Annotated in this window: 21 protein-coding genes; 11 read left to right on the top strand and 10 right to left on the bottom strand. The window is 73.2% G+C overall.

All coding sequences use genetic code 11. The features are described from left to right. Nucleotides 1-38: 38 nt before the first annotated feature. From D1825_RS11245 to D1825_RS11255, 3 genes are all read right to left on the bottom strand, one after another. Nucleotides 39-962 (bottom strand): hypothetical protein, encoded by a 924-nt coding sequence (locus tag D1825_RS11245; protein ID WP_118767517.1) that lies wholly within the window; start codon nt 960-962, stop codon nt 39-41. Continuing rightward, nucleotides 956-1528: a hypothetical protein gene (locus D1825_RS11250; protein WP_138067594.1), complete on the bottom strand. Its 573-nt coding sequence runs from the start codon at nt 1526-1528 to the stop codon at nt 956-958. Before D1825_RS11250 ends, D1825_RS11245 begins: the two co-directional genes overlap by 7 nt. Nucleotides 1529-1602: 74 nt before the next feature. Continuing rightward, on the bottom strand, nt 1603-2325 hold the full coding sequence (locus D1825_RS11255; RefSeq protein WP_118767519.1) for a DUF899 family protein: 723 nt from the start codon (nt 2323-2325) through the stop codon (nt 1603-1605). Between the two features lie 83 nt (nt 2326-2408). Between D1825_RS11255 and D1825_RS11260 the strand changes: the two genes are divergently transcribed. The 3 genes from D1825_RS11260 (at nt 2409) to D1825_RS11270 (ending at nt 4047) form a co-directional block, all read left to right on the top strand. Then, nucleotides 2409-3275, top strand: coding sequence for an RNA polymerase subunit sigma-70 (locus tag D1825_RS11260; RefSeq protein ID WP_118767520.1), 867 nt, complete (start codon nt 2409-2411; stop codon nt 3273-3275). Between the two features lie 65 nt (nt 3276-3340). Further along, on the top strand, nt 3341-3838 hold the full coding sequence (locus tag D1825_RS11265; RefSeq protein WP_118767521.1) for a DUF2975 domain-containing protein: 498 nt from the start codon (nt 3341-3343) through the stop codon (nt 3836-3838). Next, a complete protein-coding gene (locus D1825_RS11270) occupies nt 3838-4047 on the top strand; it encodes a helix-turn-helix domain-containing protein (protein WP_118767522.1) in 210 nt (69 codons plus the stop codon). The genes D1825_RS11265 and D1825_RS11270 overlap by 1 nt, the downstream gene beginning before the upstream one ends. An 81-nt stretch (nt 4048-4128) precedes the next feature. On the opposite strand, the gene D1825_RS11275 is transcribed toward D1825_RS11270, so the two are convergent. Next, nucleotides 4129-4389 carry a GlsB/YeaQ/YmgE family stress response membrane protein gene (locus D1825_RS11275; RefSeq protein WP_118767523.1) on the bottom strand — a complete coding sequence of 87 codons (261 nt, stop codon included), beginning with the start codon at nt 4387-4389 and terminating at the stop codon, nt 4129-4131. Nucleotides 4390-4481: 92 nt separating this feature from the next. On the opposite strand from D1825_RS11275, the gene D1825_RS11280 reads away from it, so the two are divergent. Further along, on the top strand, nt 4482-5111 hold the full coding sequence (locus D1825_RS11280; protein ID WP_118767524.1) for a class I SAM-dependent methyltransferase: 630 nt from the start codon (nt 4482-4484) through the stop codon (nt 5109-5111). On the opposite strand, the gene D1825_RS11285 is transcribed toward D1825_RS11280, so the two are convergent. Beyond that, nucleotides 5077-5508, bottom strand: a complete 432-nt coding sequence (locus D1825_RS11285; protein WP_118767525.1) for a nitroreductase/quinone reductase family protein — start codon at nt 5506-5508, stop codon at nt 5077-5079. The two genes, D1825_RS11280 and D1825_RS11285, sit on opposite strands and share 35 nt — an antisense overlap. Before the next feature lie 36 nt (nt 5509-5544). On the opposite strand from D1825_RS11285, the gene D1825_RS11290 reads away from it, so the two are divergent. Genes D1825_RS11290 through D1825_RS11310 form a run of 5 tightly spaced genes read left to right on the top strand, consistent with a single transcriptional unit; the run spans nt 5545 to nt 8113 of the window. After that, a complete protein-coding gene (locus D1825_RS11290) occupies nt 5545-6534 on the top strand; it encodes an NAD-dependent epimerase/dehydratase family protein (protein ID WP_118767526.1) in 990 nt (329 codons plus the stop codon). A gap of 10 nt (nt 6535-6544) precedes the next feature. Continuing rightward, nucleotides 6545-6940: a type II toxin-antitoxin system VapC family toxin gene (locus D1825_RS11295; RefSeq protein WP_118767527.1), complete on the top strand. Its 396-nt coding sequence runs from the start codon at nt 6545-6547 to the stop codon at nt 6938-6940. A gap of 13 nt (nt 6941-6953) precedes the next feature. Then, nucleotides 6954-7448, top strand: coding sequence for a DUF4870 domain-containing protein (locus D1825_RS11300; protein WP_118767528.1), 495 nt, complete (start codon nt 6954-6956; stop codon nt 7446-7448). Then, nucleotides 7441-7824 carry a type II toxin-antitoxin system PemK/MazF family toxin gene (locus tag D1825_RS11305; RefSeq protein WP_233549836.1) on the top strand — a complete coding sequence of 128 codons (384 nt, stop codon included), beginning with the start codon at nt 7441-7443 and terminating at the stop codon, nt 7822-7824. The genes D1825_RS11300 and D1825_RS11305 overlap by 8 nt, the downstream gene beginning before the upstream one ends. 31 nt (nt 7825-7855) lie before the next feature. Continuing rightward, nucleotides 7856-8113, top strand: a complete 258-nt coding sequence (locus tag D1825_RS11310; protein WP_138067596.1) for a hypothetical protein — start codon at nt 7856-7858, stop codon at nt 8111-8113. A gap of 1 nt (nt 8114) precedes the next feature. Here the strand turns inward: D1825_RS11310 and D1825_RS11315 are convergent, their stop codons facing one another. Genes D1825_RS11315 through D1825_RS11325 form a run of 3 tightly spaced genes read right to left on the bottom strand, consistent with a single transcriptional unit; the run spans nt 8115 to nt 9495 of the window. After that, complete coding sequence (locus D1825_RS11315) at nt 8115-8543, bottom strand: VOC family protein (RefSeq protein ID WP_118767538.1); 429 nt, start codon at nt 8541-8543, stop codon at nt 8115-8117. A gap of 2 nt (nt 8544-8545) precedes the next feature. Next, nucleotides 8546-9154 carry a hypothetical protein gene (locus D1825_RS11320; RefSeq protein ID WP_138067598.1) on the bottom strand — a complete coding sequence of 203 codons (609 nt, stop codon included), beginning with the start codon at nt 9152-9154 and terminating at the stop codon, nt 8546-8548. A gap of 41 nt (nt 9155-9195) precedes the next feature. Beyond that, nucleotides 9196-9495 carry a VOC family protein gene (locus D1825_RS11325; protein WP_233549838.1) on the bottom strand — a complete coding sequence of 100 codons (300 nt, stop codon included), beginning with the start codon at nt 9493-9495 and terminating at the stop codon, nt 9196-9198. Nucleotides 9496-9875: 380 nt separating this feature from the next. Here D1825_RS11325 and D1825_RS11330 point away from each other — a divergent pair, with 380 nt between their 5' ends. Next, entirely contained in the window at nt 9876-10691 is an 816-nt protein-coding gene (locus tag D1825_RS11330) for a hypothetical protein (RefSeq protein ID WP_138067600.1), read from the top strand. Nucleotides 10692-10832: 141 nt separating this feature from the next. Here the strand turns inward: D1825_RS11330 and D1825_RS11335 are convergent, their stop codons facing one another. Continuing rightward, on the bottom strand, nt 10833-11489 hold the full coding sequence (locus D1825_RS11335) for a response regulator (RefSeq protein ID WP_118767533.1): 657 nt from the start codon (nt 11487-11489) through the stop codon (nt 10833-10835). Further along, nucleotides 11486-12622 carry a sensor histidine kinase gene (locus D1825_RS11340; protein ID WP_118767534.1) on the bottom strand — a complete coding sequence of 379 codons (1137 nt, stop codon included), beginning with the start codon at nt 12620-12622 and terminating at the stop codon, nt 11486-11488. Before D1825_RS11340 ends, D1825_RS11335 begins: the two co-directional genes overlap by 4 nt. A 159-nt stretch (nt 12623-12781) precedes the next feature. On the opposite strand from D1825_RS11340, the gene D1825_RS11345 reads away from it, so the two are divergent. Beyond that, the coding region (locus D1825_RS11345) for an MMPL family transporter (protein ID WP_199721572.1) at nt 12782-13831 on the top strand (1050 nt) is incomplete at its 3' end.

The following is a 13831-nucleotide window of genomic DNA, read 5'->3' on the forward strand; positions in this document are numbered from 1 at the left end:
GCGGGGCCCTGTCCGGCGTTCGGCGGGCCGGCCCCGGGTCAACCGATCGTGATCGCCTGGATCTCGCCGACCTGCACCTGGGCCGAGCGCGTGAAGCTCAGCGGGATGGTGCCGTTCTCGCCACCGCCCTCCCACGCGATCGTCCAGCTCGACGTCGCGGTCACGGTGTACTCGAGGTCGGGCTGACGAGCGGACGACCTGGCGTAGGAGTAGGAGCAGGTCGCCTCGTCGTCACTGCGACCCTCGCTCCAGGGCGTCCCCGGGCCGTCGCACGTCACCTCGTGGCCCTCACCCATGTCCCACACGATCTCGTCCAGCGTCCCGGTCGCCGTGACGGTGGTGCCACCCGCGGTGACGCTGCGCGTGATCGGCCCGACCGTGTGCTCGTCGGGGTCCGCGACCCACAACCACGTCGGGACGCCGACGATCGAGATCGCCTCCGGTTCGCCCGAGGGGTTCATGCCGATCTCGCCGGCACGCAGCGTCATCTGGGCGACCGCCTGCTGAGCCAGCACGGCAGGGTCGGGACCGGCCTCGGGTGGCTCACCGAGCCAGACGTACGTCGTCCACCACGAACCCGGGGAGGCGGGGTTCGGGATCATGCAGCGGTAGATCTCGCCGTCCGAGTTCCCCTCCCACGCGGGGTCGCTCTTCGGCGGCTGCGGGTCGGCGACCTCGAGGTAGCAGCTGCGGTCGTTGTCCCAGGTCCCGAGCTCGCTCTCGCAGTCGATCGGGCCGTCCCAGTCCTCGCACACCCGCGGGCCGCCCCCACCGCCACCGCCGGGGTCGCCGGGGTCGTCGGGGTCCCCGGGGTCGCCCGGGTCCGTGACCTCGATGACGCACGTACCCGTCAACGGGTTGACGTGACACTCGGGATCCGCCGAGGCACCCGTCGCCGGCGCAGTCACGCACAGCGCGGCCACCGCGAGGGCGACCACGAGGCGACGCACGACGGTCAGCATGCGCGCTCCCGGTCCGGGGTAGCGCTGTCGAAGGTCCACCTGTCGTCCTCCTGGTGCGCGGCGACGTACGTGACGACGAACCGGTCGGGACCTTCGTCGGAGATCGCCGACTTCCCGTCGGGCGTCACGACGTCGATCCCGGAGTTGTCGCGGCACGCGTCCAGGGTCACCCGCTCCTTGCCCGCACCCGCCGGTCCCGGTTCGTACTTCACCATCGTCACGGCGTCGATCGTGCTCGTCCCGGTCTGCTTGAGCTTCCGCTCGGCGTAGTCGCGGTACGCGACGATCACCGCCGGGCGAAGCTCGCCGGTCATCATCGGGCTGAGGGGCTCGGCGTCGTACCCCGCCTGCGCGGTGCTGTTCGTCAGGTCGTTGAACGTCGCGAGGGCCGCCCGCGCGTCGTCGACGTTCTGCTTCTGGGCAGCCGCCGCGGGATCGATCGTCGCCGAGCGCACGGGAGTGGGCGCCGTGGACGGCACGGTGGCGGCTGGCGTCGGCGTCGAGGTGGTGCACCCAGCCAGGGCGCACACGAGCACCGCCCCCGCGCCGAGTCGTCGTCCCCGCACCGAGCCACCTCCCCCCGGCGACCGCGAATGAGCCCCCGGGCGGGAATATACCGGGGCGAAGCGGTCGCGGCCGGTCAGGGCCGGGGCCCGATCGAGACCGCCTGCACGTCCTTCCCCCGCACCGGCGTCACGCCGGGCCGGGTCCACTGCGGGATCGGCCGCCCGGCACGCCGGAACCAGCTCTGCGTCGGGTCCTGCGGCCACCCCTCGGGCGAATCCTCCCACTGCTCCTGCCGCCCGTAGACGGTCATGTCGAGCAGCTGGAGCGCGGGCATCATCGCCTCGCACCCGCGGCCGTCGGTGTCGTACGTCTGGAAGATGCGGTCACCGACCCGCAGGTACGCGGTGAGCCAGCCGTCGGAGATGCCGGGCGAGTCGATCCCGTCGAGCGAGTACCAGGGCGCGGAGTAGCCCATGAACTCCCGGAACGGCGCGAACTCGTCGTACGGCCCCTCGCACCAGATCGCGAACGTGACGCCGCGCGCCTCGAGGTAGGTGGCGTCCTGGAAGTTCCAGACGGTCGCGGTGCAGCCGCGGCACTGGTCCTCGAACCCCTGGCCGCGGTGCCACATGTGCCGGCAGACGAGGAGCTGGTCGCGGCCCTCGAACATCTCGCCCAGGACGGTCGGGCCGTGCGCGCCGACCAGGCGGACGCTCGCGTCGACCTCCACCATCGGGAGGCGGCGGCGGGCGGCGGCGAGCGCGTTGCCGGCGCGGGTGTGCGCCTTCTCTCGGACGAGCAGCGCGTTGCGCTCGGCGTGCCAGGTCTCGCGGTCGACGATCGTCGGGATGTTCATCGGGGCTCCTTGCCTCTCGGTCTCCCCCGTACCGACGAGGCAGCCGCCGATCGTCATCGGTCGGCCGTCGCTAGGGTGCTGCGATGGCCGCCCTCGACTTCGAGAGACACCGCCGCGAGCTGCGCGCGCACGGCTACCGGCTGACCGGCAACGTCGCCGATGCGGACGACCTCGTCCAGGAGACGTTCCTGCGCGCCTGGCGCGCCCGCGACGGCTTCGACGACCGCGCGTCGGTCCGCACCTGGCTCTACCGGATCGCCACGAACATCTTCCTCGACACCCAGAAGGCGGCCGCGCGCCGCACGTCACCCGTGGGCGACGTCCTCGAGACGAGCACGACGATCGGCCCGTACCCCACGCTCGAGGACGAGGTCGCGGCCGACGAGGTCGTCGAGCTCGCGCTCATCGCGGCCCTGATGCACCTGCCGCCGCGGCAGCGCGCCGCGTTCGTGCTGCGCGACGTGAGCGGGTGGACGCCCGCCGAGCTCGCCGGGGCGCTCGGCTCGTCGGTCGCGACCGCGAACAGCCTGGTCCAGCGCGCCCGGGCCACCGTCCGGCGGCACGCGCCGGCCGACCCGCAGCACTGGCGCCGGCCCGCGCTGACGGCGGCGGACGAGGAGATCCTGCGGCGCTACGCCACCGCGACCGACGCCGAGGCGCTCGCCCTGCTGCTGGCCGACGACGTGCGGATCACCATGCCGCCCGACGATGCCGTCGTCGGGCTCGAGGCCGTCGCGGAGTTCCTCGCGCGGCCGATGGACTGGCGGACGATCCCAACCAGCGCGAACGGCCGGCCGGCGCTGGCCAACTACCTGCGCGGCGCGCAGGCGTACGACGCGCTCGTCGTCGACGTGCTCCGGGTGGTCGACGGCCGTATCGCGGAGATCAACGCGTTCGTCGGCGCGCACCACGTCGCCGCTCTCGGCCTGCCGCTGGTCCTCTACCCCTGAGGGTTGCCAGATCTATCGTCGGGCGATACCTTTCTATCGTTTCTCGATAGATCGGAGCTCCCCCCATGCGCCATGCGACCGTCCTCACGCTGCGCGGCCTGATCGCCGCGCTGTTCGTCGGGCTGATCCTCGTGCAGGTGATGATCCTGCCGCTGCTCGGCATCGACATCGCCGAGGAGCACCCCGACCTGACGTTCCTGCGCTGGGCGGTCGTCGTCCTCGGGATCGCGGGGGTCCTCACCGTCGAGGTCGCGCTCGTGTGCATCTGGCGGCTGCTGACGATGGTCGACCGGGACACCGTCTTCAGTGCGGCGGCGTTCCGCTACGTCGACGTCGTGATCGGCTCCGCGGTCGCCGCGACGCTGCTGGCGGTCGTGCTCTCGTTCGTGCTCGCGCCCGGCGAGACCGTGCCCCCGGGGTTCGTGCTGCTGGTCGTCACGGGCGGTGTCGGCACGGCGGGGATCGCCCTGCTCGTCGTCGTGCTGCGCGCGCTGCTGGTCAAGGCGGTCGCGCTCGACACGACGGCCACCACACTGCGGGCCGAGCTCGACGAGGTCATCTGATGCCGATCGTGGTCGACATCGACGTCATGCTCGCGCGCCGGCGGATGTCCGTGGGCGAGCTCGCGGACCGCATCGGGATCACGCCCGCCAACCTCGCGGTGCTCAAGAACGGCCGGGCGAAGGCCGTGCGGTTCAGCACCCTCGAGGCACTGTGCGAGGCGCTCGACTGCCAGCCGGCGGACCTGCTGCGCCACGAGCCGACTGGCTAGCGCAGGCCGCGCATCGCCTCGCGGACCTCGGCGAAGCAGGCGTCCAGGTCATGCCCATGCGCGCCTCGCGTCGCGGGAGTTTCACACAGCCTTGCGGCCGCGGGTCCAGCGCCAGATCGCGGTGACGATGATCGCGCCCACGATGGACCCGATGATGCCGCTCGGGTGGATCTCGAGGCCGTCACCCGCGAGGAGACTGAACAGGAGTCCGCCGACGAACGAGCCGACGAGGCCAGCGATGATCGCCATCGTCCAGTCGATGCGCTTGCCCTCCCTGCCGAGGATGAGCTGCGCCGCTGCACCGATGAGCATGCCGAAGAGGATCAGGCCGAGAATGAGCATGGCCAGAGACTAGGGCACGGGGCCGCCGCGGTGGAGATGCCGCCCGCGGTTGGCGGTCGACAGCCCCGCCCGCCCGGTGGCACGGTGCCTGGATGGGCAGCGCCGCGTACTGGGACGGGGAGGCCGCGACGTACGACCGCAAGACCGCGCTCGTCGAGCGGCGGCTGCTGTCGCCGGCGCGGGCGTGGGCGGCCGAGCGGGTCGTCGGGCGGACGCTCGAGGTCGCGATCGGCACGGGTGCGAACCTGCCGTACTACGCCGCGCGCCCGACGAGCCTGACGGGCGTGGACCTCAGCGCGCAGATGCTCGCCGCGGCCTCTCGTCGGGCAGCCGAGGTGGGCGTCCGGATCGACCTGCTGCAGGCCGACGTCGCCGCCCTGCCGTTCGCGTCCGGGTCGTTCGACACCGTGCTGTGCACGTTCTCGTTGTGCGGGGTGCCCGACGAGCGGGTCGCGCTGCGCGAGATGGGGCGCGTGCTGGCGCCCGGGGGTCGTCTCGTGGTGGCGGACCACGTGGTCTCGTCGGCCGGGGCCTTCCGCCTGCTCCAGCGCCTGCTCGACGCGACCGCGCCGCGCGATTCGGGCGAGCACCATCGTCGCCGCCCGGTCCTCGTCGTGCCGGACGCGGGTCTCGTCGTGGCCGAGCAGGAGGCGAGCCGGTTCCGGCTCGTCGAGCGGTTCGTCGCGGTCAGGCCGCCGGCTCCAGCAGCACCACGGGGATGATCCGCTCGGTCCGCGACTGGTAGGTCGCGTAGTTGGACAGGGCGGCCGTGATCTGCGGCCACAACCGCTCCCGCTCGTCGGGCCCGGCGATCCGGGCGACCATCGGGCGGCGCGGGCCGCCGGCGAGCGCGACCTGCACGTGCGGGTCGTCGCGCAGGTTGAGGAACCACGCGGGGTCGAAGTCGTCGCCACCGCGCGACGCGACGACGACGAGCGCGTCGCCGACCCGCAGCGGCGAGGTGAGCATCGAGACGCGCGGCTTGCCCGTGCGCCGGCCCGTGGTGGTGAGCTCGAGCGACGGGTTGCCGCCCAGCTCGGCGCCCAGCCGGCCGCCGGTCAGCCTGAGGGCCGCGCGGTGCAGGCCGCTGAGCGACTTCATGAGCAGGGTGCTGGGCATGGGGCGATCGTCGCACCCTCTTCGTAGGGTGGCCCGATGCAGCAGCGTGCGCTCGTCCTCGGCGGGACCGGGCTGGTCGGGTCGGCGGTCGCGCGGCGGCTCCTCGCGGCGGGGTGGTCCGTCGACGTCACCGGGCGCGACGCGTCGTCGGCCGTCGTCGGCACGCGCTTCCACGTCGCGGCTCGGAACGACGCCGGTGCACTCCGGCGAGCGCTGGGCCCCGGTGCGGACCTGGTCGTCGACTGCCTCTGTTTCACGGCCGCCGACGCCGAGCTCCTGCTCCCCCTGCTCACCGACGTCGGCTCGTCCGTGATGATCTCCAGCAAGGCCGTCTACGTCGACGCCGCCGGGAACCACATGAACTCGGCGGTGGCACCGCGGTTCGGCGAGCCCGTTCCGGAGGGCGCGCTGACGATGGAACCGGGCGACGCCCCGGCGCGGAGCCCCGGCGGGTACGGGGCGCACAAGGTCGCGGCCGAGCGCGTGCTGCTCGAGAGCGGCCTCCCGGTGAGCATCCTGCGCGCGTCGAAGGTGCACGGCGTCGGGTCGGTGCGTGAGTGGTTCTTCGTCCGCCGCGCGCTCGACGGCCGACGCCGTCTGCTGCTCGCCGACCGCGGGCTGGGGGTCGACCACACCACCGCTGCCGTCAACCTCGCCGCGTTGGTCGAGGTCGTCGCGGCCCGACCCGGTGCCCGGATCCTCAACGCGGCCGATCCGGATGCGTCGGACGTCCGCACCATCGCCGCGACGATCGGCGCACACCTGGACCACGCGTGGGACGAGGTGCTGCTCGACGACCCGACGCCGCCGCTCGGGCGGACCCCGTGGAGCACCGGCGCCCGGTTCGAGCTGGACACCTCCGCCGCCCGTCGGCTCGGGTACGAGCCCGTCGGGACGTACGCCGAGACGATCGGGACCACGATCGACTGGCTCGTCCGGACGGCCGACGAACCACGGTGGACGGCTGCGCGGGCCGACCTCCTCGCGGGGTTCGCGGGGTATGCGTCGGAGGACGGCGCCCACTAGCGTCGAGCGGGTGACCAAGTTCGTGATCGATGCCGGCGCCGCGCTGCGGCTGGCCGCCACCGAGGCCGTCGTCCCGCACGATCTGCTCGCGCCCACGCTGCTGCGCTCGCAGGTGCTGTCCGCGATGCACGAGGCGGTGCACCGCGGCGAGCTCTCGTCGTCGGAGGCCCGCGCGCGCGTCGCTGCCGTGGGCCGCATGCGGATCCGGCTGCTCGGCGATGCCGTCCTGCGGGGGCAGGCGTGGAAGATCGCCGACGAGCTCAGGGTGGGCTCGACCTACGACGCGGAGTACGTCGCGCTCACGCGCCTGCAGGCCGACTACTTCGTCACCCTCGACGAGGATCTCGCGCGCGCCGCGGCCCGGCTGGTGCCGGTCGCACCGTTCGAGTCGCTGCTGGACGCCTGACGACGATGGTTCGATGGCCCGCATGACCCAGCCGCCGCCCTACCCCGGGCCCGCCTACCCGCCGCCGATGTACGTCCAGCGCCGCCCCGCGACGGGTGCGATCGCGTGGTGGCTCGGCCTCCTGGTGCTGATCCTCATCCCGATCATCAGCAACATCGTCGCGACCGTCGCCGTCATGGTCTACCGCAGCTCGGTCCGCCAGACGCTCACGCCGCTCGGCCACGAGGTCGCCCGCCGGGCCGCGAACTGGCGGCTCAGCCTGCTGCTCTACTCGGTCCTGCTGTTCGGCACGCACATCCTGCTGCTCTTCACGCTGGCCGACGGCGAGGGGTCGACGACGTTCTTCCCGATCGGCATCGCGATCACCGTGCTGTTCCTCGTCAGCGTCTACGGCCTGGTGCTCACCGTGGTCTCCGGGCTGCGCGCGAACCAGGGGCGGCTCACGCCGGCGATCGGGGCGATCCCGTTCATCCGGCGGACCGTCTCCTATGCTCCCGCGCATGGCTGACATCTCCTGGACGTGGTGGGCCGCCGGCACCGTCGTCGTGCTGGCCCTGCTCTGGCGCTCGCGGCGACCGCGGCCTCGCGTGGGCGAGGTCTGGTTCGCGCAGGTGCCGTTCGAGGACGGGAGCGGCAGCAAGGACCGCCCGGTGCTGGTGCTGTCCGCGTCGGGGCGGACCTGCGAGGTGGCCCGCTTCACCTCGCAGAACCGCGACGCACGGCGTGACCACGAGCGCGTCCCGGTCGGCGTGACCGGTCTGCCGAAGGGCAGCTGGATCAACCTGCGGCCGACGACGCTGCGGCGCTCGGCCTTCCGGCGCCGGACCGGGCGCCCGGGCAAGGCGTACGTCGCGTGGTACCGCGAGGCGACACTGACCCGTTGACCCGTTGCGCGGGTCGCGCCATGATCCGGGCATGACCCGATCTCGACGGACCCTCCCCGCGGTCGCAGTGCTGGCCGTCCTGCTCGTCGTCGGCGGCGGCTGGCTCGTCTGGCACTCGTCCCGTAGCGCGACGTTCGGCTGGTTCGCCTACGCGCCGCTGTCGGAGTCGGTCTACTCGCCGGGCATCCTCACGACGACGGACTGGGTCGGGCTCGCGCTCGTCGCCGTCGGACTGCTGGCCCTCGGAGCCGTCGGCGGATACGCGCTCGGCCGGCGCCGGGGCGCCTGACTCACTCCCCGAACCTCCCGCGCGCCTCGACCGGGATCAGCGGCTTGTCCGCGCGGGCCCGGATCTGCTGCACGGCCCACGTGTTCCCGTCGGGGTCGGCGAAGCCGAAGAACGTCCCGCCGTCGCGCTCGTCGATCACCATGATCTCCGAGGCCTCGATGCCGCGCTCGACCAGCTCCGCCCGCGCCGCCTCCGCGTCCGAGACGACGAGCTGCAGGCCCTTGAGCGAGCCCGGCGCCATCTCGTTCTGCGAGGGCAGGTTGCCGATCACGATCGAGCAGCCCGAGCCCGGCGGGGTCAGCTGGGCGACGTGCATGAACTCGTTCTCGGTGTCGTGGTCGAGGTGGAAGCCGACCTGGTCGCGGTAGAACGCGATCGACGCGGCCAGGTCGCTGACGGGGACGACGACGACTTCCAGGGTCCAGTCCATGATCACTCGCTCTCGTGGTCGAACCAGCCGCCGGGCGGCGGCGTGGGGCGCGGGGGTGGTTCGTGGCTGTGCGGCGGGTCCGGCTCCCAGGGCCACAGCTCGACGACGCGCGCGCGGGCCGCGGCAAGGTCGTCAGCGGCCACGACGACGCGCCCCTCGGGCAGGTCGTAGTCGGGGGCGTGGACCACCACGGTCACCGCCCCGTCGGGCGGCGCGGGCGCCAACCAGTACGCCATCTCGTAGGTCCGCCCACCTCCACCCCCGCCCCGCTGGCTGAGTGCGAAGCTCTCCGCGCCGGTCCGGTGGAAGTCGTTCTCCATCACCCTCGTGCCGTCAGCCAGCTCGACGCCGACGAACAGCTCGCTGGGAAACCCGTGCCTCGCGCGATCCATGGGCGGCTCGACGCGGCGGTTGAGCTGGAGCGTGAACCGCAGCCCGCAGCTGTAGTGCTCGACCCCGGCGAGGATGATCGCGGCGTCGCCGTCCGCGACGACCACCGCCGGACCGCCGACGAGGGCCGCGACCTCGTTCTCGGGCGGGGACCAGCGCTGTCGCGCGAGCCGCTGCTCGTCCGGATCCATCTCCTCGTCCCCGACTAACACCGATCGCATCCCCCCACCCTGTCGGACCCTCCGCACCGACACAACGGATGTCAGGCGTCGGCGACCAGCTCGACCTCGAAGCCGGCCGCGTCCTCGAGGTAGGCGGCGTAGTGGAGCCGGCCTCCGGCGAACGGGTGCCGGTCGGCGAACAGGAGCGACCAGCCGTGCCCGCCGGCCGCGGCCACGATCTCGTCGACCTGCTCCCGCGTGCCGGCGTGGAAGGCGAGGTGGTTCACCCCAGGCCGCCGCCGCTCGTGGCCGCCGGGGAGCACGTCGGGCCCTGCCTCGAGCACGACGTACGCCTCCCCCAGCCGCCAGCTCTCGCCGCTGGGCCACGAGTCCTCCCGCACATACCCGAGCTCACTGAGGAGCCCCCCCCCAGGCGGCCGTGGCCGCCCCCAGGTCCTCGACCCACACCTCGACGTGGTGGAACGCTCCGCGGCTCACCTCGCCACTCTTGCACCGAGAACGGCCCCGGCGTCCGAGAACGACTGTTCCGGGGGGTCGTTCTCGAGCGCGAGGGTCGTTCTCGGCGGCCTCACGGTGGGGGCTGTCCACAGATCGGCGCGAGAGCCGCCACGCCCGGTGCTGCCGCGCCACGCTGACGGGTATGCCTCGTCGTCCCGGGTCGCAGTCCGGCCTCAACCCACCGAGCAGCTCGCCACGTGTCTTCCTGGCACGTGACCAACCACGGGAGTTGATCGCTCGGTTGGTCGCCAAGGGTTCGGCTGTGCCCGTACATCGGGGCGCGTACCGACTTGCGCGAGCCACCGAGGCGCCGCGCGACGTGGCGCTCGCACGGATCGTCGCGACCCACCACCAGCTCCAGGGCGAGCATGCGTTCAGCCACACGTCCGCGGCGCTCCTTCATGGCCTGACGACGTGGCGCACCGCGGCGAAGGTCGAGATCTACCAAGCGACGTCCCGGAGCGGCCACGGCGCGTCCCACCTGCTCCGGCACGTCCCGATGCCCCCACTCGCGGACCGCGAGACGGTCGTCGGCCTGCCGGCGACGACCCTGGCGCGGACGGCGTGGGACTGCATGTGCGCCATGCCTGCAGGTGAGGCGCTCGTCGTGGCGGACGCGGCGCTGCGTGCGGGAGTCACAGCAGCCGAGCTCGGCGCGTTCGCCAGGCGCGGGGGGCGCGGTCACTCGCGAGCCGCGCGGATCCTCGACGTCGCAGATGACGGGGCCGAATCGGCGCCCGAATCGATGTGTCGGTACCGGCTCCTGGTCGCCGGGTATCCACAGCCGACCACCCAGATCCCGGTCGTGACGCGATTCGGCACCTACTTCGGCGATCTGGGCTGGCCCGAGTGGAAGGTGCTGATCGAGTACGACGGCCGAGTGAAGTACGAGGAGAACGCGACGGAGACGTTCATCGCCGAGAAGCGTCGCCACGACGCCCTCGTCGAGAAGGGCTGGCGCGCCTTACGGGTAACGAAGGAAGACCTCGCGTCCCGGCGGGGCTTCGAGACTCGCGTCGCGGAGCTCGTCCCCGAAGCGGCGGCTGCGCTGCGCCCGCGTCGCGAGCTGCGCTGGTGACCAGGTCCCGGAGGAGGCGACTGCACATCGACAACGACCGTCCGGCGTGAGAACGACCGATCCGGACGGTCGGTCTCGATCCGGAGGGTCGTTCTCGGCGGGGGAGAGCGGGGGTGGGGCGGGGGCGGGCGGCGCGGCCGGTCAGGTGGGGACGCGGCCGGTTTCGTAGGCCCACATGGCCATCTCCACGCGGTTTCGGGCGCCGAGCTTGGCCATGAGGCTCTGGAGGTGGGTCTTGACCGTGCTGAGGCTGATGTAGAGCTCGGCGGCGATCTCCACGTTGGTCAGGCCGCGCGCCACGGTGAGCAGGACCTCCTCCTCCCGCGCGGTCAGCGGGTCGAGCGGCTGCAGGGGCGGGCGTGACGGGCGGGCGGCGGCGAACGCGGAGAGCAGGCGGACCGTGACGTTGGGGGCGATGAGCGCCTCGCCGTTGGCGGCCGCGTGCACGGCCTGGGTCAGCAGCTCCGGGCCGGCGTCCTTGAGCAGGAAGCCGCGCGCGCCGGCCTTGAGCGCGCCGTGCACGTACTCGTCGAGGTCGAAGGTGGTGATGACGACGACGGCCATCGGGTCCTCGACGCCCGGGCCGGCCAGCACGCGGGTGGCCTCGAGGCCGTCGACGTCGGGCATCCGGATGTCGAACAGGCAGACGTCGGGCCGCAGCTCGCGCGCCAGCCGGATCGCGATGCGGCCGTCGGGGGCCTCGCCGACGACCTCGATGCCCGGCTGCGCGTCGAGGATCATGCGCAGGCCGGTGCGGATCATCTCCTGGTCGTCGGCGACGAGCACGCGGATCGTCATGCGACCGCCGTCCGCGGGATGACGGCCTCGACGACCCACCCGCGCGACGGCCCGGGAGCAGCCGCGACCGAGCCGCCGAGCAGCGCCGCCCGCTCGCTCATCCCGACGATGCCGTACCCCGCCGACCGGGGCGCGAAGACGGTGTCGCCGTCGTCGGTGACGACGCAGCGGACTTCGTCGGGCGATCCGGTGACGGCGACGATGATGCGCGTCGCGCCGCGCGAGTGGCGCACGGCGTTCGTCACGGACTCCTGCGCGATGCGGAAGACGGCCGCGCCCACCGCGGGCCCCAGCTCGTCGAGCTCGCCGGAGAGCCGGACGGCCACGCGCGGATCGGCGGCGGACAGCGACGGGAGGTCGGAGACCGTGCGGGCCGGGGCGAGCAGGGCGTCGTCGCCGTCCCGCAGTGCGCCGACGAGCACGCGCATCTCGGCGAGCGTGCGCGAACCCTCGGCCTCGATCACGGCTAGCGCCTCGCCGGCGGCCTCCGGGCGGACCGCCGCGACGACGCGACCGGCCTGCGCGCGGATCACCATCGCGGAGACGTGGTGGGCGACGGTGTCGTGAAGCTCGCGCGCCAGCTGCTCGCGCTCGCGCAGCCGCACCTGGTCGAGCTCACGGGCGCGGGACTGCGCCACCACGCGGACGGAGACCCCGATGACCAGCGGTGACGCCATGAAGATGAAGGCACCGGCCGCCTCGCCGAGGGTCGTGTAGTCGACGCTGATGCCGAGCGCGAAGGACACCAGCACGATGGCCGTGCCGATCACGATCTCGCGGCCTGAGCCCCACCGGTAGAGCGCGTAGCCGAGCACCAGGACGAACACCATCGTCCCCAGCCCGACCGACTGCTCCGTGCCGACGGCCGCCGAGACGAGCGACGTGACGATGACCGCGCCGAACGTGAGGACGACCATCGCCAGCGGCCGGGTGCGACGCCAGAGCATCGTCGCCGCGAGGCCGAGCGCCATGACGAGCGCGACGACCGGCCACACCACGTCCTTGCGCAGCGCCACCTCGAGCACCGCGGAGACGACGATCACCGCGACGAGCAGCCAGTCGCGCCAGACCCGCGCAGGCGCGTTCGGCACGCGCGGCTCAGCCCACAGCCGCCGCCACGCTCCGAGGATCACGAGCCCAGCCTAGGGATCGCCGCCGCGCGCCGGATCGGCCGAAAGGTCCACGCCCGCACCGACCGTCGGCCGGGCCGACGACGCCTGCGCGGCCGATGTGGCCCGCGGGCCCCCGCCGCCACGCTCGGACCGACCGACCACCCCACCTGGAGGCACCCCATGCTGTCGCAGACGCTGTACCGACTCGGCCGCGTCGCGGCCCGCCGCCCGTGGGCGGTCATCGCCTCGTGGCTCGTGCTCGCCGCGCTCGTCGTTGGTGCCTCCGGCGCGTTCGGCGCCAAGCTCGAGGACTCGTTCCGCGTGCCCGGCCTCGACTCGCAGCAGGCGAACGACCTGCTCGAGGCCGCGGGCTCCGGCCAGGCGGGAGTCACCGCGATCGTGGCCGTGTCCGCAGCGGACGGCGGTCCGATCGACGCCGGTGCCGTCGCTCGGCTGCAGCGCGACCTCGCGGCCCTCCCGCACGTGCTCGGCACCACGGACCCCGCGGGCGTCCTGGCCGGGACGAGCGACGAGCCCGGGGTGGTCTCCCCCGACAGGAGCGTCGCGCTCGTCCGCGTGCAGTACGCGGCGCTCGACGAGCTCAGCGCGGCCGACCTCGCCGACCTCAAGGCGGTCGACGGCGACCCGTCGCTGCGCGTCGAGAAGGGCGGCGACCTGTTCTTCGCCTTCGAGGAGCCGCCGACGAACGTCGGAGAGCTGGTCGGCATCCTCGCGGCGCTCGCGATCCTGCTGCTCGCGTTCGGGTCGTTCGTCGCCGCGGCGACGCCGATCGGGATGGCCGTCCTCGGGCTGGCCATCGGGGTGAGCGCGATGCCGTTGCTCGGGCAGCTGATGGTCATCCCCAGCTACGCGCCGGTTCTGGGTGCGATGGTCGGACTCGGCGTGGGCATCGACTACGCGCTGTTCGTCGTGACGCGGCACCGCGAGAACCTCGCCCGGGGGACGGCGGTCGACGAGTCGATCGCCCGGTCGATCGCGACGGCGGGCCGGCCGGTGGTGTTCGCGGGCGGCATCGTCGTCGTCTCGATCCTCGGGCTGGCCGTCGCGGGGGTCCCGTTCATGACGGCGGGCGGCGTCGCGATCTCGCTCGTCGTGCTGGTCATGGTGGCCGCGTCGGTGACGCTGCTGCCGGCGCTGCTCGCGGTGGCCGGCCGACGAGTCGTCGGGCGCCGGCCCGTCGTCGCGACGAGCCCGGGCTGGGCGCGCTGG

The organism is Cellulomonas rhizosphaerae, assembly GCF_003470205.1.
GTDB classification, from domain to species: domain Bacteria; phylum Actinomycetota; class Actinomycetes; order Actinomycetales; family Cellulomonadaceae; genus Cellulomonas; species Cellulomonas rhizosphaerae.

Bases quoted from the DNA above. Each gene is read 5' to 3' on its own strand.
- D1825_RS11310 (WP_138067596.1), top strand. From the start codon at position 7,856: ATGACCCGATCTCGACGGACCCTCCCCGCGGTCGCAGTGCTGGCCGTC.
- D1825_RS11335 (WP_118767533.1), bottom strand. From the start codon at position 11,489: ATGACGATCCGCGTGCTCGTCGCCGACGACCAGGAGATGATCCGCACC.
- D1825_RS11280 (WP_118767524.1), top strand. From the start codon at position 4,482: ATGGGCAGCGCCGCGTACTGGGACGGGGAGGCCGCGACGTACGACCGC.
- D1825_RS11320 (WP_138067598.1), bottom strand. From the start codon at position 9,154: ATGCGATCGGTGTTAGTCGGGGACGAGGAGATGGATCCGGACGAGCAG.
- D1825_RS11275 (WP_118767523.1), bottom strand. From the start codon at position 4,389: ATGCTCATTCTCGGCCTGATCCTCTTCGGCATGCTCATCGGTGCAGCG.
- D1825_RS11290 (WP_118767526.1), top strand. From the start codon at position 5,545: ATGCAGCAGCGTGCGCTCGTCCTCGGCGGGACCGGGCTGGTCGGGTCG.
- D1825_RS11245 (WP_118767517.1), bottom strand. From the start codon at position 962: ATGCTGACCGTCGTGCGTCGCCTCGTGGTCGCCCTCGCGGTGGCCGCG.
- D1825_RS11265 (WP_118767521.1), top strand. From the start codon at position 3,341: ATGCGCCATGCGACCGTCCTCACGCTGCGCGGCCTGATCGCCGCGCTG.
- D1825_RS11260 (WP_118767520.1), top strand. From the start codon at position 2,409: ATGGCCGCCCTCGACTTCGAGAGACACCGCCGCGAGCTGCGCGCGCAC.
- D1825_RS11255 (WP_118767519.1), bottom strand. From the start codon at position 2,325: ATGAACATCCCGACGATCGTCGACCGCGAGACCTGGCACGCCGAGCGC.
- D1825_RS11300 (WP_118767528.1), top strand. From the start codon at position 6,954: ATGGCCCGCATGACCCAGCCGCCGCCCTACCCCGGGCCCGCCTACCCG.
- D1825_RS11285 (WP_118767525.1), bottom strand. From the start codon at position 5,508: ATGCCCAGCACCCTGCTCATGAAGTCGCTCAGCGGCCTGCACCGCGCG.
- D1825_RS11270 (WP_118767522.1), top strand. From the start codon at position 3,838: ATGCCGATCGTGGTCGACATCGACGTCATGCTCGCGCGCCGGCGGATG.
- D1825_RS11315 (WP_118767538.1), bottom strand. From the start codon at position 8,543: ATGGACTGGACCCTGGAAGTCGTCGTCGTCCCCGTCAGCGACCTGGCC.
- D1825_RS11305 (WP_233549836.1), top strand. From the start codon at position 7,441: ATGGCTGACATCTCCTGGACGTGGTGGGCCGCCGGCACCGTCGTCGTG.